8 protein-coding genes are annotated in these 12,894 nt (G+C 63.2%); 7 read left to right on the top strand and 1 reads right to left on the bottom strand.

Annotated features, from left to right (window positions below; all coding sequences use genetic code 11):
* The first annotated feature begins 1 nt into the window (after nt 1).
* From aroK to QN085_RS24080, 7 genes are all read left to right on the top strand, one after another.
* Nucleotides 2–520 (top strand): shikimate kinase AroK, encoded by a 519-nt coding sequence (gene aroK / locus QN085_RS24110; protein ID WP_015272136.1) that lies wholly within the window; start codon nt 2–4, stop codon nt 518–520.
* 96 nt (nt 521–616) lie between these two features.
* Complete coding sequence (gene aroB, locus QN085_RS24105) at nt 617–1,714, top strand: 3-dehydroquinate synthase (protein WP_013974602.1); 1,098 nt, start codon at nt 617–619, stop codon at nt 1,712–1,714.
* A 15-nt stretch (nt 1,715–1,729) separates the two neighbouring features.
* Nucleotides 1,730–3,340, top strand: coding sequence for an SPOR domain-containing protein (locus tag QN085_RS24100; protein ID WP_013974601.1), 1,611 nt, complete (start codon nt 1,730–1,732; stop codon nt 3,338–3,340).
* Nucleotides 3,341–3,712: 372 nt separating this feature from the next.
* Nucleotides 3,713–8,158, top strand: a complete 4,446-nt coding sequence (gene gltB, locus QN085_RS24095; protein WP_013974600.1) for a glutamate synthase large subunit — start codon at nt 3,713–3,715, stop codon at nt 8,156–8,158.
* A gap of 106 nt (nt 8,159–8,264) precedes the next feature.
* Complete coding sequence (locus QN085_RS24090; RefSeq protein ID WP_013974599.1) at nt 8,265–9,683, top strand: glutamate synthase small subunit GltD family protein; 1,419 nt, start codon at nt 8,265–8,267, stop codon at nt 9,681–9,683.
* A 236-nt stretch (nt 9,684–9,919) separates the two neighbouring features.
* Entirely contained in the window at nt 9,920–10,984 is a 1,065-nt protein-coding gene (gene hemE / locus QN085_RS24085) for a uroporphyrinogen decarboxylase (RefSeq protein ID WP_013974598.1), read from the top strand.
* A 114-nt stretch (nt 10,985–11,098) separates the two neighbouring features.
* Nucleotides 11,099–11,446, top strand: coding sequence for a YgiW/YdeI family stress tolerance OB fold protein (locus tag QN085_RS24080; RefSeq protein WP_003257844.1), 348 nt, complete (start codon nt 11,099–11,101; stop codon nt 11,444–11,446).
* A 100-nt stretch (nt 11,447–11,546) separates the two neighbouring features.
* Here QN085_RS24080 and QN085_RS24075 read toward each other — a convergent pair whose 3' ends face one another.
* A complete protein-coding gene (locus QN085_RS24075; RefSeq protein WP_023660964.1) occupies nt 11,547–12,791 on the bottom strand; it encodes an MFS transporter in 1,245 nt (414 codons plus the stop codon).
* Nucleotides 12,792–12,894 lie beyond the last annotated feature (103 nt).

Genomic DNA, 12,894 nt, shown 5'->3' with positions numbered 1-12,894 from the left:
TGTGCGAAATTTGATACTTGTGGGGCCCATGGGTGCTGGTAAAAGCACCATCGGACGCCTATTGGCCAAAGAGCTGCGCCTGCTGTTCAAGGATTCCGACAAGGAAATCGAACTGCGATGCGGCGCCAACATCCCGTGGATTTTCGACAAGGAAGGCGAGCCGGGTTTCCGTGACCGCGAGCAGGCGATGATCGCCGAGCTGTGCGCACTCGACGGCGTGGTCTTGGCGACCGGCGGTGGCGCGGTAATGCGCGAAGCCAACCGCAAGGCCCTGCATCAGGGTGGCCGGGTGATCTATCTGCATGCTTCGGTCGAACAGCAGGTTGGTCGCACCGCGCGTGATCGCAATCGCCCCCTTTTGCGCACCGCCAATCCCGAGGCGACCTTGCGCGCCCTGCTGGAAGCCCGCGACCCGCTCTACCGCGAGATCGCCGACCTGGTGGTAGAAACCGACGAGCGGCCGCCACGCATGGTGGTGATCGATATTCTCGAGCGCTTGCAGCAGTTGCCGCCCCGTTAGCCCGGGACTATTCTCGGCCACCAGCGCCGAGGCGAGGTTCAACGTAACCGCGTAGGTGCCCGAGCGGCGCCGCGCACAAGTACATTGTGGGGATACATGCAGACACTAAAGGTCGACCTGGGCGAGCGTAGCTACCCGATCTACATTGGCGAAGGCCTGCTGGACCAGCCTGAGCTGCTGGCGCCGCACATTGCCGGGCGGCAGGTTGCCATTGTTTCCAACGAGACCGTCGCGCCCCTGTATCTCGAACGCCTGAGCAAGACCCTGGGGGCCTATTCGGTGCTGCCGGTGGTATTGCCCGATGGCGAAGCCCACAAGAACTGGGAAACCCTGCAGCTGATCTTCGATGGCCTGCTGACAGCACGGCACGACCGCCGCACCACCGTGGTTGCCCTGGGCGGCGGCGTGATCGGTGACATGGCCGGCTTCGCTGCCGCCTGCTACCAGCGCGGCGTCGACTTCATCCAGGTGCCGACCACTTTGCTGTCCCAGGTCGACTCCTCGGTCGGCGGCAAGACCGGCATCAACCACCCGTTGGGCAAGAACATGGTCGGTGCCTTCTACCAGCCCAATGCGGTGCTGATCGACACCACCAGCCTCAAGACCCTGCCATCGCGCGAGCTGTCCGCAGGCCTTGCCGAAGTGATCAAGTACGGACTGATCTGCGACAAACCGTTCCTCGCCTGGCTCGAGGACAATATGCAGGCACTGCGTGCCCTCGACCCGGTGGCGCTGACCGAAGCCATCCGCCGCTCCTGCGCGGCCAAGGCCGCGGTGGTGGGTGCCGACGAGCGCGAGTCTGGCGTGCGCGCCACGCTGAACCTGGGGCACACCTTCGGGCATGCTATCGAGACCCACATGGGTTACGGCGTGTGGCTGCACGGCGAAGCCGTGGCGGCGGGCACGGTGATGGCTCTGGAGATGTCCATGCGCCTTGGCTGGATCGACCAGGCCGAGCGCGATCGCGGAATCCGCCTGTTGCAGGACGCAGGCTTGCCGGTGGTGCCACCACAGGAGATGACCCCGGCGCATTTCATGGAGCACATGGCGGTCGACAAGAAAGTGCTCGACGGCCGCCTGCGTCTGGTGCTGCTGCGCCAGATGGGCGAGGCCGTGGTGACCGACGACTATCCGAAAGAGATTCTACAGGCCACGTTGTCGGCGGATTACCGCGCGATCGTGGCCCAGCTTTGAGGTTGTGACAGCGCAATGACCAGTTTGCATGCCGATGAGGCCTTTCTCGACCATTACCAGTTGAGCCATGATCCGTTCGCGCCCCGTGTGCCCGGCTTCAAGTTTTTCCCGGCCCAGCGCAAGCCCGTGCTCGGCCAGCTGCATCACCTGGCGCGCTACAGCCAGCTGATGCTGGTTGTCACCGGCCCGCTGGGCAGTGGCAAGACCCTGCTGCGCCAGGCCCTGGTGGCCAGTACCAACAAGCAGGCGGTGCAGAGCGTGGTGGTGTCCGCCCGTGGCGCCAGCGATGCCGCCAGCGTACTCGGCCAGGTTGCACAGAACCTGGATGTGGCCGAGGCCGAAATGCAGGCGATCCTGGCCAAGGTGGTGCAACTGGCACTGACCGGCCAGGAAGTGTATTTGCTGGTGGACGATGCGGAACAACTCGACGAGTCGGCACTCCAAGCGTTGCTGGAATTGGCGGCGGGTGTACCGGAAGGGCGCCCGCACGTGTTCCTGTTCGGTGAGCCGTCGCTGATTGCCGGGCTGGACGAGATCAATATCGAGGAAGAACGCTTCCACATCATCGAACTCGCCCCCTACAGTGAAGAAGAAACCCGCGAGTACCTGGAGCAGCGCCTGGAAGGTGCTGGCCGGGGCATCGAGGTGTTCAGCCGTGAACAGATCGTCGATATCCATGAAAACTCCGACGGCTGGCCTGGCAACATCAACCAGGTCGCCCGTGACACTTTGATCGAAGCCATGATCGCCAGCCGCTCGACGGCCAAGCGACCATCCATGGGGTTCAAGATGCCTAAAAAACATGTGCTCGCGCTGTCCGCTGTGGTTGTGGTCGCCGTTGCGGCCGCGGTGTTGATGCCGAAGAAAGGTGACAAGGCACCTGCCGAAGCGCCGGCCGCCCAGGCCCAGCTGCCGCTTGGCGAGGGCCAGGCCAATGGTGGCAATCCCGCCATCGAGTTCTCGGGTTCGTCCCAGCCGATGCCGCTGCCGCTGGTTGGCCAGTCGCAGCCGGTGATGCGCGAGCCACTGGCCCAGGCCGCGGGCATGGGCGAGGGTGAAGAGGGCAGCCCGGCCGGTGATACCGCCCTGCAGCCAGGCAACCCGCCGCCAACCGTGACCACCATCGCGCCGCCGCAAGGTGTGCCAGCGGGCCCGGCACCGGTACCTGCCCAGCCAGTACAGACGCAGCCGCAGCCGGTTGCGCCTGCGCCAAAACCTGTCGCAACCCAACCTGCCAAGCCGGTTGCGCCTGCCAAGCCTGCCCCAGCACCGACCCAGGTCGCCGTGGCCAAGCCGGCCGCCAAGCCTGTCGAGAAGCCGGCAGCCGGTGGCAGCGGCAACAGCGGCTGGTACGCCGGGCAGAAACCGGGCAATTACGTGGTGCAGATCCTGGGTACCAGCTCCGAGGCTTCGGCTCAGGCGTTCGTTAAGGCTCAAGGTGGCGACTATCGCTACTTCAAGAAAAACCTGCAGGGCAAGCCGCTGTACGTAGTCACTTACGGCAACTTCGCCAACCGCGACGCAGCGGTTGCGGCAATCAAGAACTTGCCAGCGAAGGTCCAGGCTGGTAAACCTTGGCCACGTACCGTCGCCAGCGTCCAACAAGAGCTGGCCTCGGCCCGCTGATACCTTCCGGGCGGCACCACCCCGCCGCCCAGTTGCTGAGCGATTACTGACTTTCGACTAGCCTGCTGCGTTGTCACGCGGCAGGCTTTTCTGTCCCAGACTGCCGGCCACAAGCCTTACTTGCAGTCATGGCTGAAACGCTTCAGACTCGAGCCAAGCCGCTATCACGGCGCATGGCGCAAAAACATTCAAAATTGCGACATAAATTTTCAATGGTGAGACATGAAAATTTGTGAGCATCGCTGTCGCTGTGCAACAATGGTTTTCCATGGCCACCGCAAAAAAGCTGGCGTTTGATCGGCGTGGATGGTAAGTGGTTGTTAAAAAAGAGATTTACCTCCGTTGAGAGGTGAACCTGGTGAGAATGTGTCTATGAAAACAGGTCTGTACCATCCCGAAGAATTCAAGGACAACTGTGGTTTTGGCCTGATCGCCCATATGACGGGCGAACCGAGCCACCACCTTCTGCAAACCGCCATGCAGGCACTGACCTGCATGACCCACCGCGGCGGTATCAACGCCGACGGCAAGACCGGTGACGGTTGCGGTCTGCTCATGCAGAAGCCCGATCAATTCCTGCGTGCCGTGGCCCAGGAGCACTTCGCCGTCGAGCTGCCCAAGCAGTACGCTGTCGGCATGGTGTTTTTCAACCAGGACCCGGTCAAAGCGGAAGCCGCCCGCGCCAACATGGACCGCGAAATCCTCGCTGCTGGCCTGAAACTGGTCGGCTGGCGCAAGGTGCCGATCGATACCAGCGTGCTCGGCCGCCTGGCCCTTGAGCGCCTGCCACAGATCGAGCAGGTGTTCATCGGCGGTGAAGGCCTGAGCGACCAGGAATTCGCCATCAAGCTGTTCAGTGCCCGTCGCCGTTCCTCCGTGGCCAACGCCCACGACGCCGACCACTACATCTGCAGCTTCTCGCACAAGACCATCATCTACAAAGGCCTGATGATGCCGCGCGATCTCGCGGCCTTCTACCCGGACCTGGGTGACGAGCGCCTGCAAACCGCGATCTGCGTGTTCCACCAGCGCTTCTCCACCAACACCCTGCCGAAATGGCCGCTGGCGCAGCCGTTCCGCTTCCTCGCCCACAACGGCGAGATCAACACCATCACCGGCAACCGCAACTGGGCCATGGCCCGTCGCACCAAGTTCGCCAACGACCTGATCCCCGACCTCGAGGAGCTCGGCCCGCTGGTCAACCGCGTCGGCTCCGACTCCTCTAGCATGGACAACATGCTGGAGCTGATGGTCACTGGTGGCATCGACCTGTTCCGTGGCGTGCGCATGCTGGTACCGCCAGCCTGGCAGAACGTCGAGACCATGGACGCCGACCTGCGCGCCTTCTACGAATACAACTCCATGCACATGGAGCCGTGGGATGGCCCGGCCGGTATCGTAATGACCGAAGGCCGCCATGCGGTGTGCCTGCTCGACCGTAACGGCCTGCGCCCGGCGCGCTGGGTGACCACCAAGAACGGCTACATCACCCTGGCGTCGGAAATCGGCGTATGGGACTACAAGCCCGAGGACGTCATCGCCAAGGGCCGCGTTGGCCCAGGCCAGATCTTCGCCGTGGACACCGAAACCGGCCAGATCCTCGACACCGACGCCATCGACAACCGCCTGAAGTCGCGCCACCCGTACAAGCGCTGGCTGCGTCAGCACGCCACGCGCATCCAGGCGACGCTGACCGATGACCAGGGCGTGGCCAGCTACGACGCCGACCAGCTCAAGCAGTACATGAAGATGTTCCAGGTCACCTTCGAAGAGCGTGACCAGGTCCTGCGCCCGCTCGGCGAGCAGGGCCAGGAAGCAGTCGGCTCGATGGGTGACGACACGCCGATGGCCGTTCTGTCGCAGCGCGTGCGTTCGCCGTACGACTTCTTCCGCCAGCAGTTCGCCCAGGTGACCAACCCGCCGATCGACCCGCTGCGCGAAGCGATCGTCATGTCCCTGGAAATCTGCCTGGGCGCCGAACGCAACATCTTCCAGGAATCCCCCGAGCACGCTTCGCGGGTAATCCTCAGCTCGCCGGTCATCTCGCCCGCCAAGTGGCGTTCGCTGATGAACCTGGAGCGCGAAGGTTTCGACCGCCAGCTGATCGACCTCAACTATGAAGAGAGCGTCGGCCTGGAAGCGGCCATCCGCAACATTGCCGACCAGGCTGAAGAAGCAGTGCGCGCTGGCAAGACCCAGCTGGTGCTGAGCGACCGCTACATTGCCCCTGGCAAGCTGCCGGTGCACGCCTCGCTGGCCGTTGGTGCGGTACACCACCGCCTGACCGAACAGGGCCTGCGTTGCGACAGCAACATCCTGGTGGAAACCGCCACCGCCCGCGACCCGCACCACTTCGCCGTGCTGCTGGGCTTCGGTGCCTCGGCCGTTTACCCGTACCTGGCCTATGAAGTGCTGGCTGACCTGATTCGTACCGGCGAAGTGCTGGGCGACCTGGACGAAGTCTTCAAGTACTACCGCAAGGGCATCTCCAAGGGCCTGCTGAAGATCCTGTCGAAGATGGGTATCTCCACCATCGCCTCGTACCGTGGCGCGCAGTTGTTCGAAGCCATCGGCCTGTCCGAGGAAGTGGTCGGCCTGAGCTTCAAGGGCGTTTCCAGCCGCATCAAGGGTGCGCGTTTCGCAGACCTGGAAAGCGACCAGAAGCTGCTGGCAGCCGAAGCCTGGAGCGCGCGCAAGCCGATCCAGCAAGGCGGCCTGTTGAAGTTCGTTCACGGTGGCGAGTACCACGCCTACAACCCGGATGTGGTCAACACCCTGCAGGCTGCCGTGCAGCAGGGCGACTATGCCAAGTTCAAGGAATACACCACGCTGGTCGACCAGCGTCCGGTGTCGATGATCCGCGACCTGCTGAAGGTGAAAGTGGCTGACCAGCCGCTGCCGCTGGAGCAGATCGAGCCGCTGGAGGCGATCCTCAAACGCTTCGACTCCGCCGGTATTTCGCTGGGTGCACTGTCGCCGGAGGCTCACGAAGCGCTGGCCGAGGCGATGAACCGCCTGGGCGCGCGTTCCAACTCTGGCGAGGGCGGTGAAGACCCGGCGCGCTACGGCACCATCAAGAGCTCGAAGATCAAGCAGGTGGCCACCGGCCGCTTTGGCGTGACCCCGGAGTACCTGGTCAACGCCGAAGTGTTGCAGATCAAGGTTGCCCAGGGCGCCAAGCCCGGTGAAGGCGGCCAGCTGCCAGGCGGCAAGGTCAACGGCCTGATCGCCAAGCTGCGTTACGCGGTACCGGGCGTGACCCTGATCTCGCCACCGCCGCACCACGACATCTACTCGATCGAAGACCTGGCCCAGCTGATCTACGACCTCAAGCAGGTCAACCCGCAGGCCCTGGTTTCGGTCAAGCTGGTGGCAGAAGCCGGCGTCGGCACCATCGCCGCCGGTGTGGCCAAGGCCTATGCCGACCTGATCACCATCTCCGGCTACGACGGTGGTACCGGTGCTTCGCCGCTGACCTCGATCAAGTACGCCGGCGCCCCATGGGAGCTGGGCCTGGCCGAGACCCACCAGACCCTGCGCGGCAACGACCTGCGCGGCAAGGTACGGGTACAGACCGACGGTGGCCTGAAGACTGGCCTGGACGTGATCAAGGCAGCCATCCTCGGCGCCGAAAGCTTCGGCTTCGGTACCGCGCCGATGATCGCACTGGGCTGCAAGTACCTGCGCATCTGCCACCTGAACAACTGCGCTACCGGCGTGGCCACCCAGAACGACAAGCTGCGCAAGGATCACTACATCGGCACCGTCGACATGGTGATCAACTTCTTCACCTTCGTCGCCGAAGAAACCCGTGAGTGGCTGGCCAAGCTGGGCGTACGCAGCCTCGGCGAGCTGATCGGCCGTACCGACCTGCTCGACGTGCTGCCAGGCGACACCGAGCGCCAGCAGTACCTGGACCTGACGCCGCTGCTGGGCAGCTCGCACATCCCGGCTGACAAGCCGCAGTTCTGCGAAGTCGACAAGAACCCGCCGTTCGACCAGGGCGAGCTGGCCGAGAAGATGGTGGAAATGGCCATGCCGGCCATCCGCGACCAGGCCGGTGGCGAGTTCAGCCTCGACATCTGCAACTGCGACCGCTCCATCGGTGCGCGGGTCTCGGGTGAAATCGCCCGCCTGCACGGCAACCAGGGCATGGCCGCGGCACCGATCACCTTCCGCTTCAAGGGCACTGCGGGCCAGAGCTTCGGCGTGTGGAACGCTGGTGGCCTGAACCTGCACCTGGAAGGCGATGCCAACGACTACGTCGGCAAGGGCATGACCGGTGGCAAGGTCACCATCGTGCCGCCAGCCGGCAGCCCGTTCGAAACCCAGCACAGCGCCATCGTCGGCAACACCTGCCTGTACGGCGCCACCGGCGGCAAGTTGTTCGCCGCCGGTACTGCTGGCGAGCGCTTCGCTGTACGTAACTCCGGCGCCCACGCTGTTGTCGAGGGCACTGGCGATCACTGCTGTGAATACATGACCGGCGGCTTTGTTTGTGTGCTGGGCAAGACCGGTTACAACTTCGGTTCTGGCATGACTGGCGGCTTCGCCTACGTGCTCGACATGGACAATACCTTCGTTGACAAGCTCAACCATGAGCTGGTGGAAATCCAGCGTATCAGTGGTGAAGCGATGGAGGCCTACCGCAGCCACCTGGCGCGGGTCCTTGCCGAGTACGTGGAAGAGACCGGCAGCGAGTGGGGGCGTGAGCTCTCGGAGAACCTGGACGACTACGTGCGGCGCTTCTGGCTGGTCAAGCCGAAGGCAGCCAACCTGAAGCAACTGCTGTCCAGCACCCGTGCCAACCCGCAGTAACAACAGCTGCAAGTGACGGCCCCGTGCGCGGGGCCCGTCGTGCTCAAGTGATCGTCTTGCAGCTTGCAGCCTGAGGCTGGCAACTGCGGTAAAGAGGTTTTGAAAAATGGCTGAACGTCTGAACAACGACTTCCAGTTCATCGAAGTGGGCCGCAAGGACCCGAAGAAAAAGCTGCTGCGCCAGCGCAAGAAGGAGTTCGTGGAAATCTACGAGCCGTTCAAGCCGCAGCAGTCCGTGGAGCAGGCACACCGCTGCCTGGGCTGCGGTAACCCGTATTGCGAATGGAAGTGCCCGGTACACAACTTCATCCCCAACTGGCTGAAGCTGGTTTCCGAAGGCAACATCCTGGCTGCGGCGGAGCTGTCGCACCAGACCAATACCCTGCCGGAAGTGTGCGGCCGCGTATGCCCGCAGGACCGCCTGTGCGAGGGTGCCTGCACCCTGAACGACGGCTTCGGTGCGGTGACCATCGGCTCGGTGGAGAAGTACATCACCGACACCGCCTTCGCCATGGGCTGGCGCCCGGACATGTCCAAGGTCAAGCCAACCGGCAAGCGCGTTGCCATCATCGGTGCCGGCCCGGCCGGCCTGGGCTGTGCCGACGTATTGGTACGTGCCGGCGTGACCCCGGTGGTGTTCGACCGCAACCCGGAAATCGGCGGCCTGCTGACCTTCGGTATTCCCGAGTTCAAGCTGGAAAAGACCGTGCTCAGCAACCGCCGTGAAGTGTTCACCGGCATGGGCATCGAGTTCCGCCTGAACACCGAGGTGGGCAAGGACGTGACCATGGAGCAACTGCTCGCCGAGTACGACGCGGTATTCATGGGCATGGGTACCTACACCTACATGAAGGGCGGCTTCCCGGGCGAGGACCTGCCGGGCGTGCATGACGCGCTCGACTTCCTGATCGCCAACGTCAACCGCAACCTGGGCTTCGAGAAGTCGCCGGAAGACTTCGTCGACATGCAGGGCAAGAAGGTGGTGGTACTGGGCGGTGGTGACACCGCGATGGACTGCAACCGCACCTCGATCCGCCAGGGCGCCAAATCGGTGACCTGCGCCTATCGCCGTGACGAGGCCAACATGCCGGGTTCGCGTCGTGAGGTGAAGAACGCCAAGGAAGAGGGCGTGAAGTTCCTCTACAACCGCCAGCCTATCGCCATTGTCGGCGAGGACAAGGTCGAAGGCGTGAAGGTGGTCGAGACCCGTCTCGGCGAACCGGACGCCCGTGGCCGCCGCAGCCCGGAACCGATCCCGGGGTCTGAAGAGATTCTGCCGGCCGATGCCGTGGTCATCGCCTTCGGCTTCCGCCCAAGCCCGGCGCCTTGGTTCGAGCAGCATGGCATCCAACTGGACAGCCAGGGCCGCGTGGTTGCACCGGAGAAAGGCAAGTTCAAGCACCAGACCAGCAACCCGAAAGTGTTTGCCGGTGGCGACATGGTGCGTGGGTCGGACCTGGTGGTGACGGCTATCTTCGAAGGGCGTACTGCTGCTGAAGGCATTCTGGACTACCTGGAAGTCTGATTGATTGTCGGGGCCGCTTCGCGGCCCATCGCGACACAAGGCCGCTCCTACAGGGGATCGCGTACTTCCTGTAGGAGCGGCCTTGTGTCGCGACGGGCTGCAAAGCAGCCCCAACGGCATTTTTGTATACAAAAACCCTTGATCCATGGCATCCAATAGACAAAACGCATGGCCTTGACCGTGCCTTTTGCGCTGGCGTCTGAGAAAATGCCCGCACTATTTTTCCGGATGCCGACATGACTGCCCTGAAGAACGATCGTTTCCTGCGTGCACTTCTCAAGCAACCCGTAGACGTCACCCCGGTGTGGATGATGCGCCAGGCCGGCCGCTACCTGCCGGAGTACCGCGCCAGCCGCGCCAAGGCCGGTGACTTCATGAGCCTGTGCATGAACCCGCAGTTCGCCTGCGAGGTCACCCTGCAGCCGCTGGACCGCTACCCGCTGGACGCGGCGATCCTGTTCTCGGACATCCTCACCATCCCCGATGCCATGGGCCTGGGCCTGTACTTCGAAAGCGGCGAAGGCCCGCGCTTCAAGAAAGTCGTCAGCACCCCGGCTGACATCGAGGCGCTGCCAATCCCCGACCCGCAGAAAGACCTCGGCTACGTGATGGACGCGGTCAGCACCATCCGCCGTGAGCTCAACGGCCGCGTGCCGCTGATCGGCTTCTCCGGCAGCCCGTGGACCCTGGCCACCTACATGGTCGAAGGCGGCTCGTCGAAGGACTTCCGCAAGACCAAGGCCATGGCCTACGACAATCCGCAGGCCCTGCACCTGCTGCTGGACAAGCTGGCCCAGTCGGTCACCAGCTACCTCAACGGCCAGATCCTCGCTGGTGCCCAGGCCGTGCAGATTTTCGACACCTGGGGCGGCAACCTGTCGGCGGCCGCTTACCAGGAGTTCTCCCTGGCCTACATGCGCAAGATCGTCAGCGGCCTGATTCGCGAGCACGAAGGGCGCAAGGTGCCGGTGATCCTGTTCACCAAGAACGGCGGCCTGTGGCTGGAAAGCATCGCTGAAGCCGGCGCCGACGCGCTGGGCCTGGACTGGACCTGCGAGATCGGCGATGCCCGCCGCCGCGTGGGTGACAAGGTTGCGCTGCAGGGCAACATGGACCCGACCGTGCTGTACGCCAAGCCCGAGGCCATCCGCAAGGAAGTGGCGCGCATCCTGGCCAGCTATGGCCACGGCACAGGCCATGTGTTCAACCTCGGCCACGGCATCACACCGGAAGTCGACCCAGAGCACGCCGGCGTGTTCATCAACGCCGTGCATGAGCTGTCGGCGCAGTACCATCAGTGAGTCGATCGCTGAACACGAAGCCCGGCCATGTGTCGGGCTTTTTGTTCATTAAGTTTTAATTCAGCGATCGTCGTTAATCTGGTCCCATCGAAACCGAAACAGGACCTGATCCTCATGAAAGCACGTTACATTGCGATGATTCTTGCCCCCTTGTTCAGCACTGCCGCCCTGGCTGCCGGCTACACCGGCCCTGGCGCCCAGTCGGTCACCACCGTAGCTGCGGCCAACGATGCTGCCGACGACACTCCAGTGGTGCTGCAAGGCTTCGTGACCAAGAAGATCAACAACGACGACAAGTACGAGTTCAAGGACAACACCGGCACCATCACCGTGGAAATCGATGATGAAGACTTGCCACCGACGCCGTTCAACGACAAGACCAAGGTCAAGCTGACCGGTGAGGTGGAGAAGCACCTGATGAGCCGGGAGGTGGATGTGGATATGGTCGAGATCATCAACTGATCCGCTGGCCTCTTCGCGGGTGAACCCGCTCCCACAGGTACGGCGCTTCCCTTATTTCCAACGCGGTCCCTGTGGGAGCGGGTTTACCCGCGAATGGGCCTCAAGCAGTTTTCGGTGGTAGCCTGCTCAGGTGCAGCGCCACCAGCAACGCCACCGCCAGCAGGCCGCCAATGAACAGCCCGATGCCATTCCAGCCCCACTGGTGCCAGAACACCCCGCCCGCCGTACCGGCCACACTCGACCCGGCGTAATAGCTGAACAGGTACAACGACGACGCCTGTCCCTTGGCCTTCAAAGCCCTGCGGCCGATCCAGCTGCTGGCCACCGAGTGCGCGCCAAAAAAGCCGAAGGTGAACACCAGCATACCGAGGATCACCATCACCAGCGGGCTGGCCAGGGTCATCAGCAAACCGCCCGCCATCACCACGATACTGGCCCAGAACACCTTGCGCCGGCCCAGTTTGTCAGCCAGCGCGCCGACCTGCGCCGAGCTGTAGATGCCAGACAGGTACACCACTGACAGCAAGCCGACCAGCGCCTGGTTCATGTGATAGGGCTCGGCCAGCAGGCGGTAGCCGATGTAGTTGAACAGGGTGACGAAGGCGCCCATCAGCAGGAAGGCTTCGAGGAACAACCAGGGTAGTCCGGCATCCTTGAAGTGCATGACGAAGCCATCCAGCAGGCTTCGTGGGTTCATCGCCTGCGGGTGGAAATTGCGCGATTCGGGCAGCACCCTCCAGAACACCAGCGCCGCAACCAAGGCCAGGCCGCCGATGGTCAGCATCGCCGTGTGCCAGCTGACGAAATCGATCAGCACGCCGGTGATCAGGCGCCCGCTCATGCCGCCAATGGCGTTGCCGCCGATGTACAGGCCCATGGCCAGGCCAATGTGCTGCGGGTGGATCTCTTCGCTCAGGTAGGTCATCGCCACCGCCGCCAGGCCGCTCAGCGACAGGCCGACCAAGGCGCGGGTGGCCAGTACCAGCTCCCAGCTCGGCATCACCGCGCTGGCCAGGGTGGAAAGGGCGGCGCATACCAGGGCAAACACCATCACCAGCTTGCGCCCGATGCGGTCGGAGATAGGGCCGGTGATCAGCAGGCCGAACGCCAGCATGGCTGTGGAGACCGACAGCACCAGGCTGCTCTGCGCCGCATTGATGGCAAATTCCTTCGACAGCAACGGCATCATCGGCTGCACGCAGTACAGCAGGGCGAAGGTGGCGAAGCCGCCGCTGAATAGCGCCAGCACGGTCTTCATGAAGGCGGGGGTGCCTTTTTCGATCCACATTTCGTTCAGCGGGGCAGGTTCGGGCTCGGCGGGAAGGGCAGCTGCAGCAGTTTTCACGGGGGGTACCTCTGGCGCAATGAAAAAAGCATATAGCTGGCTAATGATTAGATCCAATATATTGTTCGACCTATTTGAGATGTTTTGCGACCTGTTCGGAGCT

It is taken from the genome of Pseudomonas sp. M2(2023) (assembly GCF_030263955.1).
GTDB lineage: Bacteria > Pseudomonadota > Gammaproteobacteria > Pseudomonadales > Pseudomonadaceae > Aquipseudomonas > Aquipseudomonas asiatica.
This window is presented reverse-complemented; position numbering and strand designations above follow the sequence as displayed.